The sequence below is a fragment of the Archangium lansingense genome (assembly GCF_026626635.1).
Lineage (GTDB): Bacteria > Myxococcota > Myxococcia > Myxococcales > Myxococcaceae > Archangium > Archangium lansingense.
The window spans coordinates 4,339,487-4,366,190 of the sequence record NZ_JAPNKA010000001.1 but is presented as its reverse complement, the minus strand read 5'-3'; the positions used below and the strand labels follow the sequence as shown (position 1 = coordinate 4,366,190).

At 66.0% G+C, this 26,704-nt stretch carries 25 protein-coding genes and 2 pseudogenes; 16 read left to right on the top strand and 11 right to left on the bottom strand.

Translation table 11 applies throughout. The annotated features are described in order from the left end of the window. Window positions 1–104: 104 nt before the first annotated feature. A complete protein-coding gene (locus OV287_RS17850) occupies window positions 105–1,109 on the top strand; it encodes a GlxA family transcriptional regulator (protein WP_267535236.1) in 1,005 nt (334 codons plus the stop codon). A 14-nt stretch (window positions 1,110–1,123) separates the two neighbouring features. Here OV287_RS17850 and OV287_RS17845 read toward each other — a convergent pair whose 3' ends face one another. After that, on the bottom strand, window positions 1,124–3,433 hold the full coding sequence (locus OV287_RS17845) for a hypothetical protein (RefSeq protein ID WP_267535235.1): 2,310 nt from the start codon (window positions 3,431–3,433) through the stop codon (window positions 1,124–1,126). Window positions 3,434–3,971: 538 nt separating this feature from the next. Between OV287_RS17845 and OV287_RS17840 the strand changes: the two genes are divergently transcribed. Together OV287_RS17840 and OV287_RS17835 are read left to right on the top strand one after the other, a co-directional pair. Further along, window positions 3,972–5,102 (top strand): hypothetical protein, encoded by a 1,131-nt coding sequence (locus tag OV287_RS17840; protein WP_267535234.1) that lies wholly within the window; start codon window positions 3,972–3,974, stop codon window positions 5,100–5,102. Between the two features lie 274 nt (window positions 5,103–5,376). Further along, window positions 5,377–6,501, top strand: coding sequence for a site-specific integrase (locus OV287_RS17835; protein ID WP_267535233.1), 1,125 nt, complete (start codon window positions 5,377–5,379; stop codon window positions 6,499–6,501). Here OV287_RS17835 and OV287_RS17830 read toward each other — a convergent pair. Beyond that, the gene (locus tag OV287_RS17830; protein WP_267535232.1) at window positions 6,479–6,853 is read right to left on the bottom strand and encodes a hypothetical protein; all 375 of its coding nucleotides are present in this window, start codon (window positions 6,851–6,853) and stop codon (window positions 6,479–6,481) included. The genes OV287_RS17835 and OV287_RS17830 overlap by 23 nt on opposite strands. Window positions 6,854–7,494: 641 nt before the next feature. Next, complete coding sequence (locus OV287_RS17825) at window positions 7,495–7,785, bottom strand: hypothetical protein (protein WP_267535231.1); 291 nt, start codon at window positions 7,783–7,785, stop codon at window positions 7,495–7,497. A 392-nt stretch (window positions 7,786–8,177) separates the two neighbouring features. On the opposite strand from OV287_RS17825, the gene OV287_RS17820 reads away from it, so the two are divergent. The 9 genes from OV287_RS17820 to OV287_RS17780 all read left to right on the top strand — a co-directional run bounded on the left by OV287_RS17820 (window position 8,178) and on the right by OV287_RS17780 (window position 17,210). Next, window positions 8,178–8,777, top strand: a complete 600-nt coding sequence (locus tag OV287_RS17820) for a hypothetical protein (RefSeq protein WP_267535230.1) — start codon at window positions 8,178–8,180, stop codon at window positions 8,775–8,777. A gap of 37 nt (window positions 8,778–8,814) precedes the next feature. Further along, window positions 8,815–10,011: a serine/threonine-protein kinase gene (locus tag OV287_RS17815; protein ID WP_267535229.1), complete on the top strand. Its 1,197-nt coding sequence runs from the start codon at window positions 8,815–8,817 to the stop codon at window positions 10,009–10,011. Then, window positions 10,004–10,486, top strand: a complete 483-nt coding sequence (locus OV287_RS17810) for a helix-turn-helix domain-containing protein (RefSeq protein ID WP_308809604.1) — start codon at window positions 10,004–10,006, stop codon at window positions 10,484–10,486. The genes OV287_RS17815 and OV287_RS17810 overlap by 8 nt, the downstream gene beginning before the upstream one ends. Next, the gene (locus tag OV287_RS17805) at window positions 10,483–10,902 is read left to right on the top strand and encodes a helix-turn-helix domain-containing protein (protein ID WP_267535227.1); all 420 of its coding nucleotides are present in this window, start codon (window positions 10,483–10,485) and stop codon (window positions 10,900–10,902) included. The genes OV287_RS17810 and OV287_RS17805 overlap by 4 nt, the downstream gene beginning before the upstream one ends. Window positions 10,903–11,085: 183 nt before the next feature. Next, the gene (locus OV287_RS17800; RefSeq protein WP_267535226.1) at window positions 11,086–13,260 is read left to right on the top strand and encodes a serine/threonine protein kinase; all 2,175 of its coding nucleotides are present in this window, start codon (window positions 11,086–11,088) and stop codon (window positions 13,258–13,260) included. A 114-nt stretch (window positions 13,261–13,374) separates the two neighbouring features. Then, a complete protein-coding gene (locus OV287_RS17795; RefSeq protein ID WP_267535225.1) occupies window positions 13,375–14,304 on the top strand; it encodes a DUF2381 family protein in 930 nt (309 codons plus the stop codon). A 158-nt stretch (window positions 14,305–14,462) separates the two neighbouring features. Continuing rightward, entirely contained in the window at window positions 14,463–15,920 is a 1,458-nt protein-coding gene (gene sitA5, locus OV287_RS17790) for a SitA5 family polymorphic toxin (protein WP_444546330.1), read from the top strand. Continuing rightward, window positions 15,920–16,276, top strand: coding sequence for a DUF2019 domain-containing protein (locus OV287_RS17785; protein ID WP_267535223.1), 357 nt, complete (start codon window positions 15,920–15,922; stop codon window positions 16,274–16,276). Before sitA5 ends, OV287_RS17785 begins: the two co-directional genes overlap by 1 nt. A 472-nt stretch (window positions 16,277–16,748) precedes the next feature. Then, entirely contained in the window at window positions 16,749–17,210 is a 462-nt protein-coding gene (locus OV287_RS17780) for a ParA family protein (RefSeq protein WP_267535222.1), read from the top strand. On the opposite strand, the gene OV287_RS17775 is transcribed toward OV287_RS17780, so the two are convergent. Continuing rightward, window positions 17,101–18,291, bottom strand: a complete 1,191-nt coding sequence (locus OV287_RS17775; RefSeq protein ID WP_267542308.1) for an ISAzo13 family transposase — start codon at window positions 18,289–18,291, stop codon at window positions 17,101–17,103. The two genes, OV287_RS17780 and OV287_RS17775, sit on opposite strands and share 110 nt — an antisense overlap. A 63-nt stretch (window positions 18,292–18,354) precedes the next feature. On the opposite strand from OV287_RS17775, the gene OV287_RS17770 reads away from it, so the two are divergent. Both OV287_RS17770 and OV287_RS17765 read left to right on the top strand, forming a co-directional pair. Further along, window positions 18,355–19,053 carry a ParA family protein gene (locus OV287_RS17770; protein ID WP_267535221.1) on the top strand — a complete coding sequence of 233 codons (699 nt, stop codon included), beginning with the start codon at window positions 18,355–18,357 and terminating at the stop codon, window positions 19,051–19,053. Further along, the gene (locus OV287_RS17765; RefSeq protein WP_267535220.1) at window positions 19,053–19,688 is read left to right on the top strand and encodes a hypothetical protein; all 636 of its coding nucleotides are present in this window, start codon (window positions 19,053–19,055) and stop codon (window positions 19,686–19,688) included. The genes OV287_RS17770 and OV287_RS17765 overlap by 1 nt, the downstream gene beginning before the upstream one ends. 570 nt (window positions 19,689–20,258) lie before the next feature. Here OV287_RS17765 and OV287_RS17760 read toward each other — a convergent pair. The 5 genes and pseudogenes from OV287_RS17760 to OV287_RS17740 all read right to left on the bottom strand — a co-directional run. After that, a pseudogene (locus OV287_RS17760) lies at window positions 20,259–20,498 on the bottom strand (tyrosine-type recombinase/integrase); the annotation flags it as partial. A gap of 448 nt (window positions 20,499–20,946) precedes the next feature. Next, on the bottom strand, window positions 20,947–21,141 hold the full coding sequence (locus OV287_RS17755; protein WP_267535219.1) for a VOC family protein: 195 nt from the start codon (window positions 21,139–21,141) through the stop codon (window positions 20,947–20,949). Between the two features lie 231 nt (window positions 21,142–21,372). Further along, window positions 21,373–22,140: an IS21-like element helper ATPase IstB gene (gene istB / locus OV287_RS17750; protein ID WP_267535218.1), complete on the bottom strand. Its 768-nt coding sequence runs from the start codon at window positions 22,138–22,140 to the stop codon at window positions 21,373–21,375. Continuing rightward, the gene (gene istA, locus OV287_RS17745) at window positions 22,121–23,635 is read right to left on the bottom strand and encodes an IS21 family transposase (protein ID WP_267535217.1); all 1,515 of its coding nucleotides are present in this window, start codon (window positions 23,633–23,635) and stop codon (window positions 22,121–22,123) included. Before istA ends, istB begins: the two co-directional genes overlap by 20 nt. Window positions 23,636–23,644: 9 nt before the next feature. Then, complete coding sequence (locus OV287_RS17740) at window positions 23,645–23,974, bottom strand: hypothetical protein (RefSeq protein ID WP_267535216.1); 330 nt, start codon at window positions 23,972–23,974, stop codon at window positions 23,645–23,647. Between the two features lie 523 nt (window positions 23,975–24,497). Here OV287_RS17740 and OV287_RS17735 point away from each other — a divergent pair. Further along, window positions 24,498–24,569, top strand: a pseudogene (locus tag OV287_RS17735) (hypothetical protein); the annotation flags it as partial. Window positions 24,570–24,597: 28 nt separating this feature from the next. Here the strand turns inward: OV287_RS17735 and OV287_RS17730 are convergent. Then, window positions 24,598–25,374, bottom strand: a complete 777-nt coding sequence (locus OV287_RS17730; RefSeq protein ID WP_267542615.1) for a hypothetical protein — start codon at window positions 25,372–25,374, stop codon at window positions 24,598–24,600. Then, entirely contained in the window at window positions 25,353–25,499 is a 147-nt protein-coding gene (locus tag OV287_RS17725; RefSeq protein ID WP_267535215.1) for a hypothetical protein, read from the bottom strand. The genes OV287_RS17730 and OV287_RS17725 overlap by 22 nt, the downstream gene beginning before the upstream one ends. 522 nt (window positions 25,500–26,021) lie before the next feature. On the opposite strand from OV287_RS17725, the gene OV287_RS17720 reads away from it, so the two are divergent. Then, window positions 26,022–26,615, top strand: a complete 594-nt coding sequence (locus tag OV287_RS17720; RefSeq protein WP_267535214.1) for a hypothetical protein — start codon at window positions 26,022–26,024, stop codon at window positions 26,613–26,615. The last annotated feature ends 89 nt before the right edge of the window (window positions 26,616–26,704 follow it).

The following is a 26,704-nucleotide window of genomic DNA, read 5'->3' as shown; positions in this document are numbered from 1 at the left end:
AGCACCTGGAGCGGCGCTGCTGACAACACCCTACGCCCGGGCGCCTCTGGCAGGACTGCCAATGAATTGACGATTCCAGCCAACCCGCGTTAACCCTGTGCCGCATGGAAGAGCGCTCGAAGAAGCCGACGCGAGGCCGCCAGGAGCGGCTGGTGCTGGTGGTGGCCTTCCCGGAGGTGCAGCTCCTGGACCTCACCGGGCCCGCCACGGTGTTCAGCACCGCCTCGGCGCTGCTGGGCTCCGGACAGACGGGCTACCGCGTCGAGATCGCGGCCCTGCGCACGGGCCCGGTGAAGACCATGGGAGGCATGCTCCTCCACGCCACGACCCGGCTCGATCGCGTGCGCGAGCCCGTGGACACGCTGCTGGTTCCCGGCGGCCCCGTCACCGTGACGCCGGACGCGGAGCCCGCGCTCACGCCCCACCTGCGCCGGCTGGCCGGGCGCTCGCGACGGGTGGCCTCCGTCTGCACGGGCAGCTTCCTGCTGGCCCGCGCGGGGCTCCTGGACGGCAAGCGCGCCACGACGCACTGGGCCTCCAGCGCGGACCTTCAACGGCAACACCCGCGATGCGAGGTGCTCGCGGACCGGATCTTCATCCGCGATGGGCGCACCTGGACCTCGGCGGGCGTGACGAGCGGGATGGACCTCGCCCTCGCGCTGGTGGAAGAGGACTTCGGCCGTGAGCTGGCCCGCAACGTGGCGCGCTGGCTGGTGATGTACCTCCAGCGCCCAGGCGGGCAGAGCCAGTTCAGCGTGCAGCTCGCCTCCCAGTGGGCCGAGCGAGCCCCCATCCGCGAGGTCCAGCAGTGGTTGCCGGAGCACCTCCGCGAGGACCTCTCGGTCGAGGCGCTCTCCAAGCGAGCAGCGATGAGCCCCCGCAACTTCGCGCGCGCCTTCCGCGAGCAGGTGGGCCAGACGCCCGCGAAGTACGTCGAGCAGTTGCGCGTGGAGGCGGCGCGCGCAGCCCTGGAGACGACGCGCCAATCCATCAAGGAGATCGCCACCAAGACGGGCTTCGGCACGCTGGAGACGCTGCACCGCGTGTTCCGACGCTCACTCGGTGTAACGCCCGCGGAGTACCGGCAGCGGTTCTCCACAGGCGGGTGATGAAGAAGGCCCGCTCAGAGGTTCATGCCGATGTTCCCCAGGGAGATGCTGGGCCCGAAGATGAGGGCCCAGCGGCCCACTTCCCTCCCCGGCGAGCCATCCGTGGGCTTGGTGAAGTAGGCCTCGCGGAACTCGTGGGCTCCCCAGATGTGGACGCTCAAGGCGGCCTGCCCACCCGGGCCCGATCCCAGGGGAACGCGGATGCCCAGTCCCGCGACGGCGGCCAGCGTGGGGGGATAGTCATTCAGCAGGCCCCCCGTCTGCACGAGCCCCACGCCCATCAGCCCCATCTCCAGCCCGAGCAGCCCCTCCTTGCCGTGCTCATCCAACAACGTGAGCCGTGACAGCAGGCCGAAGTTCAGCGTGAGCTGCCCCGTTGGCTGAACCAACCGATACAGGCCGCTGGGAATGGTCGCGGTGGCGTACAGGCGCAGCCGCGAGCCCTCGAGGGTCGCCGCCCACTGCACCGAGGGCAGGCTGGCTCGGGACGAGGGAGCCGCCAACAGATAGCGTGACTCGTCCACGATGTGGCTGACGCGCACGACGATGCGGTCGAACTGCTCGAGCACGTTCTTGAGCCACAGCGTCCGCGGCTCGCCGCCAGGCTGGAGCACCATGCGCTCGTTCACCCGCGCGGCCTCTCGCGGCGCCCCACTGGCGGAGGTGACGTCCACCTCGAGGATGATTTCCTGCAGGCCATCCTCGGGCCGCAGCCGCTCCCGGTGGATGATGATCCGGCAGCTATCGCGCGAATCGAAGGGGATGCGCGCCGGCGTGCCGGGCTGGAGACGCAGGGGGCGCCCTTCCCTATCAGCGCACAGGAACTCGATGAGCGGCTCCTCAGACAGGGCCGACGCGCCGAGCGGCGCGGGCACCGAGGCCTCCCTCAGCGCTCGCTGAGTCCGCTCGTTCACGATGGCGAGGTCCACTGAGCGCAGGGCCTGCGGCACTCCCTCAACGCGGTAGCCGTAGCGCAGCGGGACGAAGCCGCTGTTGTTCTCATCACCTCGCACCCGGAAGCGCCCCTGCTCGGTCCGCACCGAGTAGGCCCCCTCGACGGGCAGCGGCACGAGTCGCGCTCGCTCACCCGGAGACGCCACCGAAAGCACCGCCTCCCGATTGGTGGGGATGAAGTCGATTTTTCCAAAACCAGGAAGCTCGAGGCTCGCGCGCGGTTGGGGCGCCGCGAGGGTGTCCACGGAGGTGGTGGCGATCGCGGTCGGGTCCACCTCGGAGCGTGTGGCCGTGAGGGTCAGCCGGTCCGCGCCCAGCCGCCCCACCCGCAGCAGCACGAAGGCCGCCGCTTCCTCCTGGACCACCTGGGCCACCTCGGCGGGCTCGCCGTTGGCACGCCAGTGGAAGGAGCGCGCATCCTTCGCGCAGCGCGGATCCATCCGAACCACCACCTGGACATCCGCCGCGCCTCTCAGCGGTGGCCCCGACACGAGCTCCACCGGGCAGTGCAGGAGCTGCAGCACCCCGGAGGCACTGCTCTCGAGCGCCTCGCCTCGCGAGACGAACACCCGGGGCACCAGGCGCACCCGGAGGCCCAGGCTCGTGCGGAGGCCCGGCACGGCGCGCACGAAGACGCCGTCCTCGCTCGGTTCGCAGTAGGCGGGCTCACAGTCGACGGTCGCGATGGCCTCGGGGTGCGGCAGTACCAGACGCCCCTCTCCCGTGGACAGGTCCAGGGCGGGCACCGCCGGCAGGACCGAGGACAGGACGACGCGGCTCGGGCGCAACTGCAGCTCCGAGGGCGCGAGCTGCCTCCCCGAGGCATCGAATGTGAGGACGCCCTCACCGAAGCGCGCCCCTGCCGGCAGCAGAGAGAGAGACACGTCCGCTCGCACACCGCGGCGAACCGGCAACACGCACGGTTGTGGAGACTCCGAGGGCCCGGCGTCGAGGCAGACCTCGTGCTCCAGACGCGCGTCGCGAGTGGGTCCCGGCCAGAACACCTGGGCTCCCGCCAGCCCCCGCCCGCGCAGCTCGAGCCGCCCCTCGTCCGCGGCCAGCACCACGCTCGCCGGCTCGACCTCGGGAAACGCCCCTGTCGCCACGAGCGTCAGCGTTTCCTGGGTTCCCGTGCAGCCGCTCGCGGCGGGCGCCACCTGGAGCGCCACCGGCTGACCCACGCGCCCACTGCCAGTCCGAGGCGGGCGAACGGAGCGTGAATCCTCGCCCACGGTCCAGCCCTCCGCCACCGGGCCGCAGACAACCCGGCCGGGAAGGCGCAGGGGCTGGCCCCCGATGGGCGCCTGCACGACGGTGGCCTGCGCCCAGGCCGCACTGCCGAGGAGCGACCACGCGACGAGCAGAGCCACCCACCTTGGAGAAACAAGAACAGAGAAGACGTGCTGACGCTGCGACAAGAGACCTCCCTCGGCCCGAGCGGTAGTGGGAGGCATGCCGTCTTGTCAATCACCCAGGCGAGGGTTGGCAGGTCCCCTTGGATGAGCTCAGTCCGAGCGGATTCAACCTGACGAGTCACCGCCCTTCAGCGTGAGCTGGGGCAGCGGGAGCGTGACCAATGGCTCTCACAGCGTGACGGCGAAGGCGTACGACGCGGCCGGCAACACTGCCACCGCAGTAACCCGGCCGCCCGGGTGTACGGCTGACGGCGCAAGCGCGCTCTCTCCAGCCGGTGAGCCATGGTGCTCGGGGTGGTGACTGATGTCTCGAGACTGGTGACAGCACTCACCACCCCTCCCCTCTCCTCCCTCGCCCCCCTCCGCATAACTCACTGAAACCACAGACGCCCCCTGACCACAGAGGGCGATATGGGCATGGCATGTCGGGTGCACAAGGACGGGACATCGCTGTTCCGAACCCACCCCGCCGCAAGCTTCCGAGGAGCCTCCCATGCCCCGCATCAACCCCAAGCTGTCCCGCTCCGCGACTCTCCCCACGCCCAAGGCCTCCCAGCTCACGCCTCCGGCCCGCGCCTCCACGCTGCCGCCCTCGGCGCTCTCCTCGCCGACCAGCAAGCCCGTCGCGACCAGGCCCACCACGAGCGCTCCGGCCGCCCTGGAGTCCAAGCCCCTGAAGCACCCGGCTCTGCCCGAGGGCGCCCCCACGTACAGCCCCTGGGAGAAGAGCACGGGAGAGGCCTCGAACCTGATGGTGAGCGGCGGTGACAACAAGCTCACGCCTCCCCCGGGCGCCAAGCAGAACCTGCTCATCGACAAGCCGGGCAGCCCCTTCCAGAAGGATGTCTTCGGGGGCACGGTGAGCGGCAACGTGGGCTCGATGCAGGCCTCCACCACGAGCCACCACGGCGGTGGCCTGCACCACTACTCGGCCCAGGCCGAGCTCAACGGGCCCCACGCCTCCTACGAGTTGCAGAAGGTTCACGCGGGCCGGCTGGGCGTGACCACCGGACAGCTCACCGCCGAGGCCAACGCCTTCAAGGCGAGCGCCCAGGCAGGTGTCTCGGCGGATACGAAGGGCCACGCGTACACGGCCGCGCTGACGGGCAAGGCGGAGACGGGCGTGGGCGTCGCGGCGAGCGCGAGCCACGACTTCAACCGGCACCTGGGCGCGTACGTCAAGGGCGAGGGCAAGGCCTCGGCCACCGCCTTCGCCGAGGGAGTGGCTTCCGTGGATCCGAAGACCGCCACGGCGCTGCTCTCGGGCCAGGTGGGCGCGGCCGCCACGGCGGGAGCGTACGGTACGGTGGGCGGGCACGTGGGCCGGCTGCACGGCTCGGCCACCGCGGGCGTAGTGGCGGGCGCGGCGGCCCAGGCGGGCGGGAAGATCGGTCTGGAGAACGGCTTCTTCAAGCAGTCCGCGGACCTCAACGCCGCGGCGGGTGTGGGCACCCACTTCAAGACCGACGTCGCGGTCGACCTGCGCCACCACATCAAGCCCGGTATCGCGGCCGGCCTGCGCCCCAGCCTCGCCACCGCGTCCGCCGTGGCCTCGCCCGCGGGCGTGGTGGAGCCCGAGAAGTCGCGGCTCGAGAAGTTCTTCGCGAATACCTTCGGCGGGTGACAGCGAGCCCCTGCGTTCCAGCACTCCGGCAAGGAGAGTCTTGCCGGAGGCATAGAGCGGCGGGTTCGATTCCCGCCGCCTCCACTAGAAGTTACCCGCCGCTCCGAGCCGCGCCCTCACCTGTCGAGGGGGCGCGGTTTGCATTTGGGGACCAAATCGGGCTCCCTGGGGTCCAAATTCGGACCAAAACGGAGCGCACGACGTGGGCAACAACAGGGTATGGGCTGGGAAGTGGAAGGGGGGGCGGACGTTCAACGGGAAGGATGGCCGTCCGGTGTTCGTGCTGCGGAAGATGGTTCAGGGGCGGGCCTATACGGTCCACCTGGACGCCCGCAGCGAGACGGAAGCGGAAGCCGAGCTTGCCCTCTTCATGCGCGATCCCGAGGGCTACAGCACCAAGCGGGAGGCGCGGCAGCAGCAGCAGGAATCCGCCGTCTACGTCAACGCTGAGACCGTGGGCCGCTTCCTCGACGCCATGAGGCAGGCGAAGACCACGGAACGCTACCTGGGCAATGTCGGCTTCTACTTGGCGACCTGGGCGGAAGCTCTCTCGGGGAGGGACCTGCGCACCGTCACCCTCCAGGAACTGCTGCGGGAGTTGGCCCGGCACAAGACGGCCAGGAAGAACCGCATCACGGCGCTCAAGTCGTTTGCTTCTTGGTTGAGGGAGCAAGGCACCCTCTCCCTGGCCGAAGACCCTACCGTGTCCCTCAAGGTGCCCGTGACCCGTCCCGAGAAGGCCGTGCGGGAGAAGGGTTACAGCATCGAGACCACCGAGCGGCTCTATCGGGCCATCAGCGGATGGGAGTTCACCAACTTCGGGCAGGAGGAAACGCGGCGCATGACCGACGTGCAGTGCGTGCGCGACGTGCTGTGCATCCACGCCAAAACCGGGATGCACGGCACGGAGATAGAGCGGCTGGTGAAGGGTGAAGGCAAGGTGGCCGTGTTCGAGGACCAAGGCGAGATCGCCGCAACGGTGACGTTCATCCACAAGAGCGGGAACGTTCACCGGCAGAGCATCGACCGGCAAACGCTGGCGGCTGTGCAGCGGCTACAGGCGCGAGGGGCCGCGCCGGTTGATAGCCATATCCGCCGTGTTGTGGCTCGCGCCTGTGAAACCCTTGGAATCGAGCCGGTTCATTTCGGGGAGTACCGGCACAGCTTCGTTACCTGGGCTTCGGAGTGCGGCCAGGAGGTGAGGCCCAAGGCGGGAGGGCTCCCACTGGCCGCGATTGCCGCCGTGGTCGGCCATCATTCGGCAAACACAACCAAACGCTTTTACGACAACGTGAAGGTGCCCCCGATGATCAAGATTCCGCTCAAGCTGGAGCACCCCGACGATCCGGCACTGTTCTCCGTGCGGCGAGCGCAAATCAGACTCGTCGAATCAGCCTAAGGATTTCATCCTTTTCCCCCCGCCCTGCGTTGCGCTGGGCGGGGCGCCGCTTGAGCTTGGGCGCTGGCTCACGCTTGAGCTTGGGCGCTGGCTCACGTTTGAGCTTGGGCGCTGGCTCGCGGCCGATGCCGTCAATGAGAGCTTGGAGGCTGGGCAGGTCGATCATGGCCACCTTCCCAAGCTTCGGGGCACGACGGAGGGCGCCACTCCTCAAAAGCTCGAAGATGCGCGAGCGCCCGCATCCGAGCAGGTCCTGCGCGGCTTCGATGGAGATGGCCCGCACCGCTTGAGCGGGAGTCGTGTTGCTGAGCCGGTTCGTAATCTCGCGCACGGACTCGCGCAGGCCCCGCACTTCCTCGTAGAGCGCCCGCAGTAGGTCGGCCTCACCACTTGAATCAAGGCGGGCCGATGGCTGCGCCCTGGTCTCTGGAACACCCTGCGCACCCGCAGAGGCGCATCCGCAGCAATCAGAGGCGCCCGACCGCCCGCCAGCCGTGGAGGGAGCCCCCTCCGTACAAACGTCGATCTCCGCCATACCCGCCACCCGTCCAAACAACCAACCCCAACCAAACAACCCACCAGATACACCGACAGGAGCCAAGGTGACACAACCCAGCGGGGTGTGTCCAGGATGCTAGCAGAGGGCCGCCGATGACTGGCCTGCGCATAGACAGGCGACCAAGGAACGGGGGGCAACAGGCGAGGCAAGCCACCACCGGGGCCACCACGCGCCACCACCGGTGCCACCGGGGCCACCACCGGGGCCAACGCGCCACCACCAGGGCCACCACGCGCCACCACCAGGGCCACCACGCGCCACCACCAGGGCCACCACGCGCCGCTGTTGTGAAGCGTCCAGGCAGGCCGCCCGAGGTTCGCGCCGGGCCCCGTGCTCCATCACGCCCGAGGCTCGGCTGCCGCGCTTCTGGCGCCTTCCACCGTGCCCAAGGTTCGCGCCGGGCCCGAGCTTCGGCTGCCGGTGCGCTGTGGGCTCTACGGGCCCGAGGCTCGGCTGCTGTCCTGGTGGCCGTCTGCCCCGCTCTGGCGCCCTCCACCGCGCCCGAGCTTCGCCTGCCGCACCTTGGCGCCGCTGTCGCGCGCTGATGCGCTCCACCGGCCCGAGTGCCGCGCTCTGGTGGCCAACGTGGCCAGCAACGCGCCCGAGTTTCGCGCCGTGTCTGCTGCCGCGCCGCTGGCGCCCTCCACGGGCCCGAGGTTCGGCTGCTGGTGTCCTCCCTGGCCCGAGGTTCGCGCCGTGCCGTGTCTGCCGCTGATTGTGGCCACCGTCGCGCTCTTGCGCTGTACTCGAGCACTCAGGAGCCGCGCCGAATCCCGGCACACTCCAGAGGCCCGGATTGCCACGCAACCGGGGCGCCAGGTCGAAGCGGCCCCGGGCCATCGGCAGCCGAACCTCAGGCCCGGTGGAGGCACCAGAAGCACGGCGGGCCCCTCGCTCGGGGGGAGGGGGGCAACACGACGGCAGCCGAAGCTCCGGCGCGGTGGAGGGCGCCACCATGGGCGCACCTCGCCCCTCCCGCTCACGTCGGGTTGCCGTGCCAACCCCCGCAGTCGGGTGGGGCTTCCCCCCCGCTGGCCCCGCATGTTACCTAGGGTTCATCCATCCCGGTAAACAGAAGGTTTATCCGCTCTCCCGCTGTCCTCACCCCGAGGTGTCCATGCCGAACGCCCCCCATGCGTGCCGGATAGGGGCCCGTGTTGCCCGCGCCCGGCCCCGTCCGCTCCCGTCCGCATTGCTGGCCGTGCTGCTGCTGTGTCCCGGTGCCTGCGCCAGTGGCCAACGCCCCGAGGTGTTCCGCGCCATGCGGGACGCGCTCGCGCAGTTGGACGACTTCGGCGCGCTGCTGCTGGAGGCCGGACTACCGGCGGACACGCTGCCCACCGGCCCGGAGTTGACGCCCGAGGAGGCCACCCGGCTGCGGGTCTCCTTCGGCCTGTACCCGTCCACCTCGCGCACCTTCGGCCCGAGGCTCGTTGCCGAGGTGCTGCTGCGGGCAGTCATCGCGGGCGGCGCTCCCGTCATGCGCTCTGCCCTGGACGCTCGCCTGCTGCACTACCAACACCTGCGGGTCATGGGCCCTGATGGTTTCCTCTCCGCCGCCCTCACCGGCACCCCCGCGCAGTGCGTCGGCCCGGTGGAGGTGAGAAACGGCGTCCTGCGCGCGGGCGAATTCGAGGTGGGTGGCTTCTACTCGCCCGATGGAAACGGCGGCTGGGTACACGTCGTCTTTCGTCCCGCTGGCGAGCGCACCCCGTAACCCGCCCCCGAAGACTTCCCAAAGACAGGAGTTTCCCATGCCCTCGACGCCAAGAGAAACGCCCCGGCGCGACAGTCCCCGCCGCTACGCCGTCAAATCGGAAGACTACCGTTTCACCTTCGAGGCGGGCGAATACCGTTACGAGGTGACGGAGCCGCTTGTACTCCATCCCTACTACGACACGCTTTTCATCGCATGGCGTCGGCTCCTCTCGGGCGGGCCGCGTCACATGGTCGAACTCAAGAAGGTGAATATGGTCCCCGGGCGCGACGCACGCGCCAGCGCGCGGGAAGAGGTTCGCCTCGCGTCGCTGCTGCGTCACCCCAAGATTGCCCGCGTCCATGACTTCATCGTCAACAAGGGGATTCCCTATGTCGTCATGGAGCACATGAAAGGCTGTTTCCTCCTTACCGTCACCCATGCGGCGGCGCTCGTGGAGAAGAGGCTTTCCCCTGCCTTCGCCGTCTACGTTGCCGCCGAGGTGGCGGACGCGCTCGAATACGCGCACAACGCCGAGAATGAAACCGGGGCGCCGCTCCGGCTCGTACACCGGGCCGTGGGGCCCCTGCGCATCCGGCTTGGGGCGGATGGCCGCGTCAAGCTGTGCAACCTCGGAGCGGCTTATTCCGAGCTGGCCGGACGCATGGTCACCCCGCGCGATCTGCTGAGAGGAGATCCGGCCTACATCGCTCCGGAACTGCTGCGCTCCATGTGGGCAGCCCTCGAAAGCAAGACGGACCCACTCACCCCGAGAGAGCTTGACGGCAGGGCGGACATTTTCTCCCTCGGGTTGGTACTGCTGGAGATGCTGACGGCGAAATATCCGCTTGACCCGCTCGGACTGGTGCCGAGCCGTCCGGCGACGCGCTTTCCCCAGGGCCTGCGCGCCGAGCGTCCGACATGGGTGGAGCTTGAAGTTTTGTTTAATCGCGTCCTCAGCTTCGGGCCCGAGGAGATAGAGCGCCAAGCGGATTTGGTCCCCGAGCCTTTGCGGAAAATCCTGGGCAAGGCACTACAGCCCAACCCGGAGAACCGCTACAGCACTGCCGCCGAGATGCGCGATGACTTGCGTTTCTATCTTCGCGCGTCCGGGGCCTCCGGCTTCGGACGGCTTGAAGTGGCGGCGGAGCGGAAAGCGATTCTGAACGAGGCGGCCGAGCGCAAGCTACTGGCGGCGCAGACAGTCGAAAGAGGCGTCCTCCCCAACCCGGAAGAGTTCCTGGACAATGGGTAGACATACCAAGCCCCCCGCCGCTGTCGCTGACACCCGACAACCGACCGAGGGCCCCAAAGCTCCGCCGAAGCTGGCGAAACACATGGGAGAGGTCGCGCGGAATGCCCGCAAGCAGGCAAGGCTGACACAGGCGGACGTAGCCGAGCGGGTTGGACTCGCTACGGAGGTTTATGGCCGCCTGGAGCGCGGCGGAATGCTTCCGAGCGTGCCCACCCTGCTAAAGCTGTGCTTTGTCCTCCGGGCGGACGCCAACGCGCTGCTAGGGATTACCTCCGGCTCGCTGCCGGTACTGGTGGACGAGCCGAAGCAGGGGAAAGAGGAAGAGGCCCCCCGGGTTCGGCAAGTGCTCCGCCACTTGCGGCGGCTGACGCCTACCCAGCTCAATGCCATTGGACACGTTGCGAGCACCTTCGCCAAGTCAAACGCGGCCCCGCCAGAGGCAAAGAACGAATGCCTACAGGAACAGAGCACATGACCCCCGAGGAGTTGATGACCACCATCGGACCTCTCGCCCGAGAGGCCCGGGAACGGCTGAAGATGAATCAAGCCGAGGTTGCGCGTGCGGCTGGGATTTCGGCCGTTGTCTATGGGAAGATTGAACGCGGGTTGATGTTGCCCGCCGTCCCCACACTGCGAAAGATAACCCTGGCGCTCGGCATTTCGTCGGATGTGCTGCTGGGCATCAGTCCGAAGGAAGTAGCGCGGACGATGAACGAGCCCGCGCCCGAGGTGCCACTGAGCCCCGAACTTCGCAAGCTGACGCGCACCCTGCGGGCATGGCCTGAAGAAAAGGTCCGCTTCCTGGCCCGTATGGCGAAGCTGCTGGACTCGCCTTCCGTGCGGGTGGAGTTCTTGAAGGACTCCGAGAAGGAGTCCGAGCCCGAGGACTAGGCGCCGCTTGAGCGATGGGGTTGGAGCGTGGGGAGGGGGCGGCCGTGCCCTGCGTGGCCGCATTCGGGAAGGGTGTAACCCACCGCCCCGGCTCCAGCCTCCAGCCGGGCGGGCATCCGCGCGACTGCACCAACCACACCCGCGGGGTTCTGCTAGAGTGGTGAACCTTCGGAGGCTCCTGGCTTGGTCATCCACCTTCCCCAGAAAGGCGCCAAGATTGGCGCTTATGAAGTCATCGAGCAACTTGGCCAGGGCGGCGGCGGCCACGTCTACAAGGCCGAGCGCGGCGGGCGCAATTACGCCGTCAAGGTCCTGGCTACCCTGGACGTGGACGGCTGGACACGGCGCGAGGTCACAGCCCTTGTCAATCTTCCGCTTGATAACGTGGTGCGCTTTGTTGGCTATGACAAATGGCCGGATGCCGAGACGGGTTGTCCCTGCATCATCATGGAGTTTGTCTCGGGGTTGACCCTCGATTTCTACGTGCTGCGCCACAATCCGTCCACCCGGCGGGCGCTCACAATCTTCTTGAAGATCGCCCGGGCGCTTCGGGAAGTCTTCCGGCTCGGGGTGCTGCATCGGGACATCAAGGAATCCAACATCATCATTCGCTCACATGATGGCGAGCCGATATTGATAGATTTTGGCTTCAGCTCCGTGGCTGGCATGCCCACCGTGACAGACGCGGGAAGGTTGCCACCAGGAACGCCAGAGTACCGGAGCCCCGAGGCCATGCGCTTTCTCGCGGGCATGACGGAAGAGGATTCTTATACATATAGCCTCTCGGATGAACTGTGGGCGCTTGGGGTGACTCTATACTGGCTGCTTACGGACGTGCTGCCGTTTGGCGATAGAAGGGAACCGGGGCTTAATGCCCGCATCCGTTTGGACTCCCCGCCGCATCCTTGCGTCGTCAATTCGCGACTGCCCGAATCGGTCAGCCGCTTGTGTCTGCGCATGCTGGAGAAGGACCCGCAGTCACGCTTTCAAAGCCACGACGAGATATGTGGCGCCGTTGAGGCGCTGTTGTCTGCACATGAGGGGGATGCTGGCTGGGATGTGCCGTTGATTGATCCGGAGTCCCCCCACCGTGTGACAACAGTGGGGGGGCCGAACGCGGACAAGCCGAAGAATGAGCAAGAGAAGGAGGTAGCCCAGTGGATAGGCGAGAAGCCCCGGCGGGGGCTTTGGAGGGAGGGTGATGCACTCCAGCCGCCCGCGCCGGGCAAGCTGCCGCCGCCCGTGGGTTTCCTGGAAGGGCAAGCGCGGGCCTCGCCCGACGTGCCCGCCGTGGACGTAGCCCCGGGGGAGGTGCAGGAGGACGCAGCACCGCCCCGGGGGGAGCCCGCGGGGCTGGTGGCTGGCGCAGCCGCGCCCCCGGTGCAGGGGCGGGCCGAAGCTCGGGCACCGCCCGCCCGCCGGGGGGCCTCGGGCGTGTGCCGTTGGGTGTTGGGCTCGGGGCCCTTTCCCACGGGGCGCCTGCTGCTGGACTTGCTCAAGCGGCCCCCCCTCGTCCTGGTGGCGGGGCTTGCCTTGGTGGCGCTCGTGGTGGCCTCCGTGGGCGCGTGGCGCTGGCCAGCACCCGCCCGGGAAGCTCCGCCCGCCCCGCTGCCAGGGAAGACGGCGCCCCCACCGAGCGCGTCTGCCAGCGATGGGGAGACGGAACGGGCCGCACCCGTCCGCGAAGTGGCGCAGCCGCACAACCCAGCCCAAGCTAACGCGGGCGCGGCGCCCGTGAGGGCCCAACCCCCCGCGCCAACCCCTACCGCCATGCTTCGCAAAGAATCCCGCTTGAAGCCCGAAGAGAAGCCCGCCCCCCAACCGCAGAACAAAGCGCGGCGCTGCGTCCCCATTTCTAAATGGGTATGCACGGCGGCCGGTGTCTGCTCCCCCGTTCTCATTGGCTGCCCTGGCGCCCAGGTACGCCCCGAGCCCGCGCCCATGGAGTGCCCCGCCGGTTCGCGGGAGACACACACCAAGTTTCACCTTGGCGGGACCCAAGACGTCGTTCTGCGAGGGCACAAGGGGTATGGTGGAGATGAACTCGCCACCATGAAAGAGGGCCCCGTTACCGTGGTGCTCGATGATTGGTGGGACAATCTGCCCCCCGGTACGCTGCTAACCGGGACTTTGACGGTTGGTGAAAAGCGTTTCTTTGGTCGCTTCACCCAGGCACATACACCAGACCAGCAGACCTACCCGGTTTGCGTTCAGGTTTACACCTCCGGTTTGACTGGCATGCGCGAAGGTCCAGACTGCCACCGAGGCGTGGGCCTTTGCCTCATGCCCGGCAGCAAGCCGGATGCTTTCAAGGTTTTCCCTCGCTTCGAAGTACAGGCAACAAGCCGTTTTGAATAGAGCCGCCCGGGTTGGCCCGGTGCGGTGTCGAGCCGGGCGCCACCGTGCCCGGCAGTTTCACAGGGGCCCCGCTAGTCGGACATGGCCCCATTTGCATTCTGGAGGTTGATTTCCGTGCTCCCCCCGTCTCCCGGCGCACTCCTGGCGCTGGCCCTCCTCACAGGCACCGCAAAGGCCGCCGAGCCGCCCGGCGTCTCCGAATGCTCCGCCACCTCTCGCCTTGACTTAACGGCCGAGTCCACCGAACAGACGCCCGGCGTATGTGTCACCCCGGACGAGCCAACAACCTTTGTGTTTGGTGGTCTGCTGCCCCCCGGGGCGGTGGTGCTGTCCGACAACCACTCAATAAGCTTCGCGCAAGTCGATAATTTCGTGACTGTCTACCCAAAGCGGAGCCTCTTGGCTGGGGAGCGAGTCAAGCTGACGGTGCGTTTCGCGGATGGCGCGGCCCCGGAGAGTGCAAGCTTTTGGCTGGTGGGACACTCGGTGAGGGGGGCACGGCGCGTGGAGGTGTTCCGTCACTCGCGCCCTGCGGATGAACTCAAGAGGGAGGCAGCAGAAGCACGGGCCGAATCTCGTCAGTGCCAAGAGGACAAGGCGCGGCTGCTGGCCGAGCGCACCGAGCCGGGCGGACTCATGGGCGCCGCATGGCTAGAGCGCACCGGCGACGTTCAATGGAAAGACATTCTCGGAGACTTGAGACAGGACCCCAGCAACGCGCTAGAGCTGGCCAAGGCCAGGAGCTACAGCAACCCGGGAAGCGTGGCGGTGCGGCTGAAGCTCCTAAACCCTGGGGCCGAGCCATGGACAGCGGTGGGGGCGGTGTTGAAGGACTCGACGGGCGCGGAGGTGGAGTTTTCACCATGGCAGGAGACCGCAATTCCCCCCGGAGCCCCTGGCTTTGTCGTGGTGGGCGCCGAGAGGGAGGCGGGGCAACTCACCTGCCCCTGCACCCTCAAGCTGTGGGAGGCAGAGGGGCCTCGCACCGTCACCCTCGGGAACGTCACGTTCCCGCCTGTAGAGCAAGGAGGCGAGCGCGAGTGAGTAGCGCCGTCGCCCCATGCGGCCCGAGGGAGGCACAACCTACCCGATGGGTTTTGGGCACCTCACCAGACCCGACGGCTTGACCTAACTATCAGCCGTTTTCTGTAATCGGCGGGTTTGGCTTCCAACTCGGGCGGCTCGCCCGGAGAGGTGCGTAAATGTCTAGGCATGCCGTCGATACTCGCCCCGTGGACACACGGCGGCCCTTGCGCATGGGGGCGCTGGCCCTGGCGGCGCTGATGCTGGTTACAGCGTGCGCCACGGGAGCCCCCTCCGGCGGAGGGCTGACGGCGTACCGTTCTAGCCTGCCCACACCCGAGGACTCCTCCGAGGCGTGGACGTTGGAGGCGGAAGCCGACGAAGAAGACACAGGCGACGGCGAAGCAATCTTTTCCAACCTGCCCACGGACTTTCAGCCGGTGAGGGTCAGTGACTCCGAGCTTAGGGCCGCTCTGGCAACGTTTTGGCTCGAAGTTCCGCTGCGGGTGTCCACCTCATGCCCCCCGTTGTACGTCGGCCGGAAGCTGGCGCTAGCGTCCGCGCCTTTGAGCGGCGAAGCGTGGCAATCAAACCTTGCGCAGTCATATGGGCGATTTTGCGAGCGGCGCGGTACTCCTGGCGACTGCCTGACGTTGTTTGACGATGGGCCCCGCCTGCAAGCCAACGATAAGCGCAGCATCGCCCTTGCCCTGGCGGTGGGGCCTGCCCTGGAAGGCGTGGATTCGGAAGTGCGTGCCATGCTTAACCCGACGCGGGTACTTGCTACTCTCAGCTTCACGATTACAGCCTATATGGCTTTATTACTTGCACCCGAGCCCGTCACGAAGGGCGTTGCGCTCGCATTCTCCGTGCTCATGTGGGGCTATCTCGGATGGGAATTTTTTGATCTGCTGCGAGCTTATGCGCAGCTTTACGAAGATGCGCCGCAAGCTTCTAGTTTTGCGGAGCTGCGGGAGATAGGCGAGCGGTTCGGTCGTGTCATCGGCCCCAATTGCGTGCGAATTCTCGTCATGGTGGCGACGGCGGCGATAGGTGAAACGGCGGCGCTCATGTCGAAAGGGCCAAAGCTGCCGGGCTTCGGGCAAGCATCAAGCACGGTCGAGGCAAACACCGGGCTCCGCCTGATGGATGCAGCAACCGGTGCCGAGCGAGTCATTCTTTCCGTAAACGAGGGCACGATCCGTATTGTCCTGCCAGTTAATGCCGTGTCTATGACTGCGCGGAACGGAGGAGGCGCGCGCCCTGCACTCAAGCCCAATAAGTCCACGAAAGGTAGCGAACTTCCCGCGGGTGGGTATCGTGCCTTTAAGTCGTTCAGGGCCTTCAAGCGTTACATGGGCAAGGCAGGCGAGGGGCTGGAATGGCATCATCTTGTCGAAAAACACAAATTCAACCTCAGGCGTTTTGGCGCCGAGGCTCTTCATAATACTGAAAATGTTATCCCACTAAACAAGGATTTGCATTCAGAAGTCAGTGCGTTCTATTCCTCAAAGAGGCCCAATATTACAAACTCATACAGCTTGACCGTGCGAGAGTGGATAAGAACTCAAAGCTATGAGAAACAGCGCTCGTTTGCGCTGCTTGTCATAGAAAAGATCAGGACTGGGGAGTGGTGATGGCGAAGGATCTGAATAGGATTGTGGAGGAATTTGCGGAGAATGTGGCCGCGCAGACGGAAGCGATAAGGAGAGGAGACGCAAAGACGGGCAACAAGCACGCTAATCGTTATATATCTGCGCTCAAGAAGTTGCGGTTGGAGGGTGATGCCGGACGTGACGCGCTCGTCGTTCTGCTCAAGCATCCTCGCGTGGATGTACGGGTTAGTGCTGCTGCGTTCTTGCTGCGTTATCGAACGGCAGAAGCAAAAGCAGTGCTGGAGGCAGCCGCTACCGGGGGCGGGGTTTCGGCTATTGATGCGATCATGGCCCTGAAACATTGGGAGGAAGGCACCTGGAACTTGGATCCTGAGTGATGCCCGAAGCTCGGGCCGGTGGAGGGTCCCAGGGCTGGCCGCCGCAGCTCGGGCCGGTGGAGGCCACCAGGGGCAGCCCGGCAGCCCCGGCGGGCACCTCAGGCCGGTGGAGGCCACCAGGGGGCCCGGCAGCCGAAGTTCGGGCCGTTAGAAACCACCAGGGCGGCCCGGCAGGCAGCCCGGCGGGCACCTCGGGTTCGGTGTTGGCCCCCAGGGTGCGCTAGCAGGCGAAGCTCGGGCCGGTAGAGACCACCAGGGCGGCCCGGCAGGCAGCCCGGCGGGCACTTCAAGCTTGGTGGCCGGCACCACGGTGCCTATGCGTGCTGGAATTTTCCATGATGCGCCCCCCCTCTTGACATTGCACGAGGTTGCGATAGGGGGGGGGATTGAGGGGGTTGGGTGGTCACCCTTTCATTCCTGTACAGAGCTACCATTTGGTGGTTCACGGCACCAGATTAGGGGGAGTTCACGGATGAAGATCCTTTCGATCATCAACTACAAGGGGGGCGTGGGGAAAACGACCATAACGGCCAATCTCGCCGCAGAACTGGCGTTCCGAGGTTACTCGGTGCTGGCTGTCGATCTCGACCCCCAGGCGAGCCTGACGTTCTCATTTGTGCGCGTCGATGAGTGGCAGAAGCACTACGAGCAGACGAAAACCATCAAAAATTGGTACGATGCGTTTATCGATGAGGACACAGAACTCGACCTGTCGAGCCTCATCATCCAGCCGAAGACCATAGGACAGATCATGGCTGGCAAAGGCAAGATGGACCTGATCTGCTCGCACCTCGGGCTTAGGGGCTGTCGCAAAATAAGTGTAATTATTTCACCAGCTGAGCGCTCGCTTGCCGTCTCGGAGAGAGCGAGTAGTTCCATTCCCCGTGAAACCGCTTCTTTCGGATGTTCAGTTGCCCAAAGTCCGCTGCGCTGACGCGAACGCCAAGGGGGTACTCCCTCGTATCCAGGGCAGCCCGAACACACAGTCCCGTGCGTGTCGTGGTGCTGCCGATGAGATTGATGACAACTTGATAGCTCGTTAGCGGTCGGCCTCGCCAGTTGAGCGTGATCTGGGCAAAGAGTCGATGCTCGATCTTGTTCCATTTGCTCGTGCCCGGAGGGTAATGGCTGACGGAGACCTTCAACCCCGTGGCATCTGCAAATTCTTGCAGGCACTTCTTCCATACCCGCGACCGTGCCGAGTTCGAACCCCCAGCATCCGCTACCACCAGAAGCTCTCTTGCATGAGGATATGCATGCCTGCCCATCGTGAGCCACCAACGCCGAAGCGACTGGACTGCGAACTCAGGAGTGTCATGGTCCGTCCCAACGTTGACCCAGCCCTCGTCACGGGCCAAGTCATACACTCCATAGGGAATCGCTTTGCCCTCAGCCATATCCGGAAAATCGTAGGCGTTGACTCTGGGCGCTTGGCCTTGGAGCTGCCACTCCCGACCCGGGGTCTTGAAGTTTCCAATCAACTCCTTCTTCTTCGAGTCGACGGACACCACTGGTTGTCGGCGCCGCTGAAAGGCCTTCGCTTGTCGAGCGATGTAACGAAACTGTGCATTCCTATCTGGATGGCTGCCTCCCTCTTCCTCCTTACGCGGAGCCTGCAAGCTATACCCCGCTTCGTGCAGCATCCGCGCGACGGTGTCGCTACTCACCTCATGCCCTCGCTCTCTCAACTCCGACGCAAGGTGCCTCACGCTCTTCGTCGTCCATTGAAGCGGCGATTGCGGTTCGCCGCGCGTCACCGGCTCGAGCAGCGCCTGGAGGTCACCCAGCAACCTCGCGTCCTTTGCGCTCAGGCGCCTTCTTCCTCCTCCTGGCCGACGCACTCGCGACGTTGAAGCCCTTGAAGGCGGTTGCCGCCGAAGCTCCGCCAGCTCTTTCTTGCCCTTCCAGATGCGACGACCACTGATCCCCGTTGCCCGCTGGAGCGCTGCGGTTCCTCCGCGTCCAAGGCTTTCCACTTCAGCCGCAGCCCACAGGCGGCTGACCCTCTCGTCCATGATGGGGGCCAGGGCCTTGAACTTGGCGCGCAAGGCTTCGAGATCTACTTTCACGCATACAACATGCCCACGAAATGCCTCTTACGCAGCGACCAGCCCCATGGCTGCCTGCCTGGTGGGCTCATTATCACTTTCATTACACTTATTTTGCGACAGCCCCTTATCAACGTCGACCTTGAGCTTGCTGCCAAGCTTGCGGGTGGCTCGCCCCGGCAGACTCGGAACAATTACTTGCGCGTCCACTCTCGCTTCAAGCAGGGGCTTTCGACCTTGGGAAGTGGGGCGTACGACTTCGTGATCGTGGACTGCCCACCCAATTTCAACATCGTCACCAAGAACGCGCTGGTCGCGAGCGATCACTACATCGTTCCGACAAAGCCCGACTATTTGTCCACGCTAGGTATCGACACGCTGAAGAAACACGTGACGGACCTCGCGGACGATTTCAATCAGTATGTCGGAGACGCGGAAGACGCTAAGTGGAAGCCTATTTCGCCCAGTCTGCTCGGCGTGATCTTCACAATGGTTTCGTATCGGAATAATTCGCCTATTCCGACGATCCAGGCCCAACAGCAGTACATCCAGCTAATTCAGGGTCAACACTCTACGTTCAGCCAGATGGTTCGCGAGAACAAGACACTGTACGCGGATGCCCCGGAGAATGGAGTTCCAGTAGTGATTCGGCACGTGAGCGGCAAGACATACAATGATGTCCAAGATGAATTGGAGATTCTCACCACCGAGCTTCTGGGACGGGTGTGATGGATGAACGAAAGCGCATCCAGGCGGTCTTGAAAGCGCTCTCGCGAGCGATCGCGGGCATGTCCGAGGAAGACTGCGAACGCCTCCTCAGCGGGCGGTTTGATATTCAGATCTCCTTGGTCGAGACAGGAAATGTCTCGCGGAACAAGGGCGCGCGTCAGCCAACGCAAGACAATGATGCTCCCGCGCCTAGCCCATCTTCTAGGTCAGGAGCGATTCCAGAAATGCAGCTTGGTAACCTAACTGGAGAAAGGCGCGATACAGAGCCAGTTGAGCGCGTGCCCGTGCACAAGGGGCACGACCCAAAGCATTTCAAGCGAACGCATGGCTCTAAGCAGGAATATAAGACCGACGCAAGAAGGCCGAGCATGGAGGAGTTGCATGCTCTCGCGATGAAGCTTGGCGAGCTTAACACGCGCGACGAAGCACAGGATTTGTTGCGTCGAAATCCAAGCATGGCGGTTCGCGAGAACATTGCGCAGCTTGCCAAGACCCTTAAGGTCTACGTGGCCAAGCACGATGATCGTGATACCATCGAACGAAAGATCATCGAGTTTACGGTAGGCGCCAAACTCCGCACAGATGCCATCCATGGACTTAACCTTAAGCGGTCTGGGAATCCAGGCGGCTCGTAACTGATTCGGTGGAGGCGAGCGCCCAAATCGAAATTGTAGTGGCGGCACGGATTTAGGCAGTTCGAGCGCAGTCCAATGGGGGACTTACCCGTCCCCCAGCGTTGTCCTCTGTAGTCCATTCGGTCCGCAGTGGCGGGCATGGCGGGCTCCTTGCGCAGTGGAAGGCCACCAGTGCACCAGAAGCTAAGGTTCGGGCCGGAGGCTTCAAGGCACGACGGGGGGGCATGGCGGGCGCACTACATCGGGCCTGTAGAGGCCAACCAGAGCCCGGCCGTAGTAGGCTAGATTGTTGACGACAGAAGACGGACCGACGGCCGGAGAGTTCTCCGCTCTCATCCGGCGAGGGGTCCAAGGGGACCAAAAAAGGACCAAAACGAACGGACGCGCATGGACTCGCCCGGACAGATGGGCGCCCCATTTTCAGAGGGAAAACGGGGGATGTGCCTCTGGTCCCGAGTGGAGGCGGATCCGCCGTTAGCGGCTTCGATTCCCGCCGCCTCCACACTCAGAAGCTCAGCAATCCCGAGGGATTGCTGGGCTTTTTCTTTGCCCTCGTTTCCGCATGTGCCCTCAGTGTGCCCCTTCGGCGCTTCTGGCCGGAGCGGCTTGGAGGTGGGGCACAGGGAGGTCGAGCTGCTGCACTGCGCTCGCCCGTACCTCGGGGGACAGGTGGGCATACCGCTCTGTCATCTCGATGGTCGCGTGCCCCATCAACTCCTGGATCGCCTTGAGCGGTACGCCACGCATCAACACGTAGGGGCCGCGCAGGTGCCTGTGAGCCCTGAGCGCTTCCACTGCCGAGGCGCATAAGAGGGATGGGGGCCCTGTTGAGGGGGAGAGAAGGTGCAGAGGGGCCGAGGAGAGCCGCTGACGGGGCCGCCCGAGCGATGCGCCCGGCCGGTGGACAGGCCGCGCAGCGCCCTTGGGGTACACGCCTGCCCAGGCCGCGCTCCTATCAGGTGCGTGGCAGGGGCCTGTTGGCTGTCTTGAGCCTCAACACCACGCGGCCTGGGGTGGCCCTCGTGCCGGGGCCAACTTCGCACATGCCGTGGTCAAGCCCAGGTGCTCCAGAATCGCCCGCCCCCCGGAAGCCCCCTTCACGTACGCAAATACACTCCGCCTGCCTCCACACCTCACGCAGCCGAACACGTCGAAGTCGAACGTCCTCCTGCGCAACTCGGCCCAGTCTCCTCGCGGTGTCCTCTCCTTCATCCGCTCCTTCCTGGCCGCTGCCTCAAGCCCCGCGCTCTCCTCCTCCTCACCTGCTTGAGGGAGCGCGCTTCAGCTCGTTGGGCAGAGCCATGACGCCCCCGACGCCCCGGTCGCCGGCCTTCAGCAGCTCGTAGTCGCCGCCCGGAAACTTCTCGGTCTTCCAGCCGATGATGTCCGAATAGAAAGCCTTCGCACCGGCGAGGTCGGAGCACATCAGGTCGTACCAGATGAATCGGCTCATTTCGTTCCTCCGAAGGGGTGGACGCGCCGCTCTACTACACGAGAGCGGGTTGCAGATGCGGCGAAGGGAGCCGGTCGTCCGCGACAGAACGCTCGCGCAATCTCACGGAGCAAATCAGGAGCCGAGCTGGACCTTCTTGCCTTGCTGTTGGCGTTCACGAGGAAACGCGGAAATTTGGACTGGGACGCTGGAGGTGTGCCGGGGGTCCGGCATCCCGGTCCGAGGTGAGGCTCAGCGCTTGGACTTCGCCCTCCTGGTCGTCGCGGCCTCCTCGGCCTCGCGGCGGCGGTAGCTCTCGCCTTCGATAGCGAGGACGTCCGCGTGGTGGATGACGCGGTCAATCAGCGCGGTGGCGCACGCGGCGTTGGGAAAAATGGTCGGCCAGTCCGAAAACGCCAGATTCGTGGTCATCACCAATGAGCGTTGTTCATACCTGCGCGCCACGACTTGAAAGAGGAGGTCCGCGTTGCGCGCGTCGTAGGCGAGGTAGCCCATCTCGTCGATGACGAGCAGGCTGGTGCGGCTGGTGTAGTGGCGCAGGCGGCGGTCCAATGCGCGGCTGGTGTCCTGGGCACCCAGGTCGAGCAGCAACTGGGAGGCGGTGACGAAGAGAGCGGAGTGCCCCTTGAGGACGGCCTGGTGGGCGATGTTCTGCGCGATCATCGTCTTGCCCAGTCCCTGAGGGGCGACAATGACGACGTTGCGCGCGCGCTCCAGGAAATCCAGGCGCAAGGCGGACTCGACGGCCTCGCGGTCAATCTTCTTGGGCCATCCCCAGTCGTAGTCCGCCATGGGCTTGAAGCGGCCAAGGCGGCTGCGAGACAGGCGCCGCTCGAGACTTCTGCGGCCGCGTTCCTTCTGCTCCTCGTCGGCCAGGTGCTCCAGCATCTCGGTAGCGCCCCACCTGGCCTTGGTGGCGCGGGCGATGAGGTCCGCGAGGCCCTGGGAGGTGGCGTGCAGCCCGAGGGAGGCCAGGCGGTCAGCGAGTGGAGTCGTCATCGGCGGAGTCCTTGTTAAGGAGGCGGTCATAGTCGGCGAGGGAGTGGGGGCGGGTGCGGGAGGCGGCGATGCGCGGGTCATCCGGCAGCACCACGGTGAGTGGTGGAGGCTGACGCTGGCGGCGAGCGCGCTGCTCCAGGAGGTGGGCCACGGCGGGGGCGCTCACCGCCCCCTTGCGCAGGGCCTCGGCGAGGGCCTCATCCAGGGCACGTGCGCCGTGGAGCTCCAGTAACTTCAGCAACTGCGCCGTGTGGTGTGACAGCGAGACATCGCGCTGAGCGAGGGCAGCGAGGAAGCCCTCCGCCTGCTGGCAGGAGGCGCGCAGCAAGTCCCGGCCGCGCAGCTCGTGCGCGCGGGCCTTGGCGTCGGCGAGGGCGGCGAGGTGGCCGGGCTGCTCCAGGGTGCGGCCCTTCTCGAAGCAGCGCGGGTGGGAGGCCACCTCCTCGGAGCCGTCCAGTACGCGTACGCGTGTCTCGGAGGCCACCAGGGTGAGGGGCTTCTTCACCAGGGTGTGTGGAATGGAGTAGTCGTTGGAGTCGAAGCGCACGTAGGGCGTCTTGCCGGAGGCGACGGGGCGCACCACGTCCGTGGGAAACGGGTGTGCGGGCAGGGGCAGCAGCCGCGGGCGTTCCTCCTCGAGGGCCGTGGCGACGGTGCGCCCGGTGACGTCGCCGGGCAATTGGCGCGCGTGGGCCACCTCGGCCGCCCACCGCGCCGCTTGAGAGTTGAGGTCATCCACGCCGCTGAAGGTGCGCGCGGCGAAGAAGGAGTCGCGCAGGTAGCGGATGGTGCGCTCCACCTTGCCCTTCTCGTTGCCGCGGTAGGGGGCGCAGGGCTTGGGTGCGAAGTGGTAGTGGCCGGCCAATTCCAGCAGGCGCGGGTGGAAGCGGATGGCGTCGCCGGCGCGCTCGAGCACCACGGACTTCAAGTTGTCGTACAGCAGCGCGCGCGGCACGCCCCCCAGCGCCTGGAAGGCCAGCACGTGGCCCCTGAGGAAGCTCTCCAGCGTCATGTCGAGGAAGAAGCGCGCGTAGAGGGCGCGGCTGTGGCCCAGCACCATGACGAAGCAGCACAGAGGGCGGCGCGTGTTGCCCACGGACAGCGTGCCGAAGTGTCCCCAATCCACCTGGGCCTCCTCGCCCGGAAGCGTGCTGCGGCGCAGGAAGGCCTCGGCGCGAGAGGTGGGACGCACCGTGCGCACGTAGCGGCGCACCTGGAGCGGGCCACCCACGTAGCCGCGCGCCTTCACCATGTGGAAGAGGCGCATGGCGGTGAGGCGTGGGTGGGCCTCCAGGGTGGCTTGGATGAAGCCCTTGTAGGCATCCAGCAGCGTGGGCCTGACGGACTTCACCCCCGTGCCGCTGACGCGCTCGAGCGTCAGGGCGCGCCGGACGGTGTCGTGGTGCACGCTCAGCTCGGAGCAGATGGTGCCCACCTTCCAGTGCTCGGCGAAGTGCAGTCGGCGGATGCGGGCGGCGAGTTCGGGGGAAATCATGGGCCCACCTCACGGCGGACGGGCAGCCCTGAAGCGCCGGCCCACGTGGGTGCGCGCAAGCGTGGTGTGGCGCAGGAAGGGACTCTGACGCCCGCACGAGGTGCAGGCGGGGATGGAGGGCGGCGGTGCATGCGGCAGTGGCCTCGCTGCGCTCGGCTCCGCGGCCACCTGCGTGGCGGCCGGGGCCGGCGCGACGGGCACACTGGCTGTCCGCGCCACGGCAGCGGGAGACTGATGCGTCACTTTCTCTCGCCGCCGCTCCCGCCAGGCCGCCTGCCGCGCGGCATGCGCGTGCCGTCCGTCCCGGGTGCGCTGGTAGCGCGCACCAGCCGCGCGCATTGACTCCGCCCGCGCCCTTCGACTGCACGGCGGCCCGCAGTAGCGCTGGCCACGGTCGCACGCAGAGCAGAGGAAGAACACCTGCCGACACTCGGGCCGGCCGCACACCACGAAGCGCAGCGCCTCCACGTCACTCCTGCGCGCGCCGGCTTCTGGCGCCGCGCCCCGGAGTGCGCTACCTCTTCCTCACCGGCTCGCCCCTCTCGCACACCAGGGCGCGCCTCCAAGGAGGGCCCTCCAGCCGCTACTGGTGGGCCTTCCGTCTTTTCAGGACGCGCGCGACCGTGGACTCCACCGGCGCACTCTCCCCCCCTCAACTTCTCGGCCACACCCATCTCAGGGAGTGGTCTTGAAGTCAGGCAACTCCCGGCGACCCATGACCAGGAACCTGCGCTTCCTGGTGACCATCAACACCTTGCTTCACAAGGTATTGCTCGTCCCATTCTTCCAACGTGCGCAGGTGCCTTTGAAGCTCAGCGGACAAGCAGGCACCCACCTGGTCAAAGGGGCTTGAGCCTGGCGGATGAAGCGCCCGCTGCCGGACGGCACCACGCACCTCTTCTTTACCGGGCTGGAACTGTTACGGCGTGTGGCGTCCCTGGTGCCTCCGCCTCGGACAAACCTCACGAGGTTCCACGGCGTCTTTGAGCCTGGCGCAAGCCGCGAGCACGCGGTCGAGTGCCCGCGCGAGACGCGACAGGCCGCGAGGCTGGGCCGTACCTCTCCAGCAGGGCAACGAGCTGTTTCGCGCCCCGGATGAAGTCGAGGCGGAGCTGGCGCCCATCCACCAGACGCACCTCCACACTTCCGGTGAAGCGGAGCTGGACGCCGCCAGGGCAGATGGCGTGGAGGGGAATGTGGATGGCGTCTCTCCCCGTGGGCTGCCAGACCAGTCGCTTCTGGGTGAGCCAGAACCTCCCGGAAAGATGGCGCTGGAGCATCTGGCAGACAAAAGGAAGGAACGGAATCATCAGGGAACACACCAGTTGGCTCAGGGTGAGCCACAGACCCCCTGACGCGACGAAGCCCGTGCAGAAGACGAGGAGCATGGGCAGGAAGCAGAGCAACGGCAGGAGCAGCAGTGTCGCCGTCGTGTCCAACTTGAAAGCGCCTTGATGCAGCAGCAGCTCCTCGGAGGAGACAGGGGGAGCAAGCGTCCGGGCCAGCAACTGATGGAGCCGGGCGAGCACCTCCCCGAGGCGGGCCGTCGACCTCGCTGGCATGCAAAGACGCCTGCGCGTGAGTGCTTCCAGCCGGGTCCGGAGCAACTCCAGTTCCCGGACTCGCGCGTGTGTGGGCTCCGCCTCGGGCCACCGCTCCACCTTGGCCCGATGGAGGAGGCGGGCCAGGGCCTCCTCACACTCTGGCTCCTGGAGGATCAGCTCCCCAGGCTGTCCCACCGCTCCTGCACCGCCTCTTGCCAGTGCTTCTCGCACAGGGCCTTCTCCAGGAGGACGTAGCGCGCGTGAGCAAGCTCCAGCGTCTCGATTCCACCTTCGAGCTGACGACGGAGGTCCGTGGACACCAGAAAGAGGGTGTTCGGGGACCGTGCTTTCTCGCTCCGGGGCTGCCGAAGCGGCGGGAGAACTCCCTTGACCTCTGAGCGGGTGTGGATGGCTCGACCTCCAGGGACCTCAGGGCGGTGCCCCTTCCTTCTCATCATAAGAAGCGGAAGGTCGCCGGTGTGCCGGAGCGCCGCTATGCGTCCGATGCTCGACGCAGTTGGAGTCGGCGACCCGTCATGCCGTCCCTGACGAGCGTTCATTCTCGACCCGCCAGGAGCTCGAGGTCTGGGCGGAGGCCCACTCCGTAAGCCGTCGCAGTGCCCCAGAAAACCCACGCCCCTGCTGCGCCGCATGGGCCGGCGTGTGCCCAAAGGGGGCTGCACGGCTGGAAGTGGCGGGAATCGAACCCGCCGTCGCGTCCCTCCTCTGTTGATTCCCGGGCTTCCGGGAGAGTGTTCACACGGCCCATCGGTTTGTCTTAATTGAGCCAGTCAATCCCTCTCTGGAAATCTGACTTACTTGAGGGGAATTAGGATGGGAGCATGACCCGTTCCTCACCGCGCCCCCTGCTTCCGTGGCTGGCCTGCGCTCTGCTCACCGCCGCTTGTAATCTGTATCAACCGGTGCCCGAGCCCGAGGGCGAATGCACGGGTACCTACAAGGGCCAAGACGTGAGCTGGCCCATCATCACCACGACCTCCGTTCAGAGCAACTTCTCCCATTCGGACGGGAGCACGAACAATCAACTCTCCCTGCACTACACGACCGAGGGATTCCATGGCCTCCAGGGATTCGGGGCGAGCATCCTCCTGAGGGGCAAGCCCCTGTTCGAGGGGGTCGGCCCGCTGACCGTGAAGCTCGTCCCCAGAGAGGGCCAACTGGTACCCGAGGAGACGTCGTTGGTGCGCAAATGGGAAGGGAACGTCGGAACGGGGCAGATTGGCTATCTCTCCCCGCCCGGGGTTCCGATGGAGGGCTCTGTGACGCTAGCGCGGGTAATCCCAGACTACGCGGAAGGCCACTTCATCTACCACTACGCGGACGGCAGTGAGCTGACGTGCACCTTCAATGTGCCGGACCGCCTCTATGACGACCCCGCTGATGACTACGTCGACTATGGCGAAGGTGGTCCCTAGACGTATAGGCGGGATAGAGGCCCTGTTGAGGCCCGGCCCGTGGAGGGCCGCATCCGAGCAGGCTGCCGGGCTCTGGCTGGAGGGCACGG

Bases quoted from the DNA above. Each gene is read 5' to 3' on its own strand.
- OV287_RS17850 (WP_267535236.1), top strand. From the start codon at position 105: ATGGAAGAGCGCTCGAAGAAGCCGACGCGAGGCCGCCAGGAGCGGCTG.
- OV287_RS17840 (WP_267535234.1), top strand. From the start codon at position 3,972: ATGCCCCGCATCAACCCCAAGCTGTCCCGCTCCGCGACTCTCCCCACG.
- OV287_RS17820 (WP_267535230.1), top strand. From the start codon at position 8,178: ATGCCGAACGCCCCCCATGCGTGCCGGATAGGGGCCCGTGTTGCCCGC.
- OV287_RS17815 (WP_267535229.1), top strand. From the start codon at position 8,815: ATGCCCTCGACGCCAAGAGAAACGCCCCGGCGCGACAGTCCCCGCCGC.
- OV287_RS17810 (WP_308809604.1), top strand. From the start codon at position 10,004: ATGGGTAGACATACCAAGCCCCCCGCCGCTGTCGCTGACACCCGACAA.
- OV287_RS17805 (WP_267535227.1), top strand. From the start codon at position 10,483: ATGACCCCCGAGGAGTTGATGACCACCATCGGACCTCTCGCCCGAGAG.
- sitA5 (WP_444546330.1), top strand. From the start codon at position 14,463: ATGTCTAGGCATGCCGTCGATACTCGCCCCGTGGACACACGGCGGCCC.
- OV287_RS17785 (WP_267535223.1), top strand. From the start codon at position 15,920: ATGGCGAAGGATCTGAATAGGATTGTGGAGGAATTTGCGGAGAATGTG.
- OV287_RS17780 (WP_267535222.1), top strand. From the start codon at position 16,749: ATGAAGATCCTTTCGATCATCAACTACAAGGGGGGCGTGGGGAAAACG.
- OV287_RS17775 (WP_267542308.1), bottom strand. From the start codon at position 18,291: ATGGACGAGAGGGTCAGCCGCCTGTGGGCTGCGGCTGAAGTGGAAAGC.
- OV287_RS17770 (WP_267535221.1), top strand. From the start codon at position 18,355: ATGCCCACGAAATGCCTCTTACGCAGCGACCAGCCCCATGGCTGCCTG.
- OV287_RS17765 (WP_267535220.1), top strand. From the start codon at position 19,053: ATGGATGAACGAAAGCGCATCCAGGCGGTCTTGAAAGCGCTCTCGCGA.
- OV287_RS17755 (WP_267535219.1), bottom strand. From the start codon at position 21,141: ATGAGCCGATTCATCTGGTACGACCTGATGTGCTCCGACCTCGCCGGT.
- istB (WP_267535218.1), bottom strand. From the start codon at position 22,140: ATGACGACTCCACTCGCTGACCGCCTGGCCTCCCTCGGGCTGCACGCC.
- istA (WP_267535217.1), bottom strand. From the start codon at position 23,635: ATGATTTCCCCCGAACTCGCCGCCCGCATCCGCCGACTGCACTTCGCC.
- OV287_RS17740 (WP_267535216.1), bottom strand. From the start codon at position 23,974: ATGCGCGCGGCTGGTGCGCGCTACCAGCGCACCCGGGACGGACGGCAC.
- OV287_RS17720 (WP_267535214.1), top strand. From the start codon at position 26,022: ATGACCCGTTCCTCACCGCGCCCCCTGCTTCCGTGGCTGGCCTGCGCT.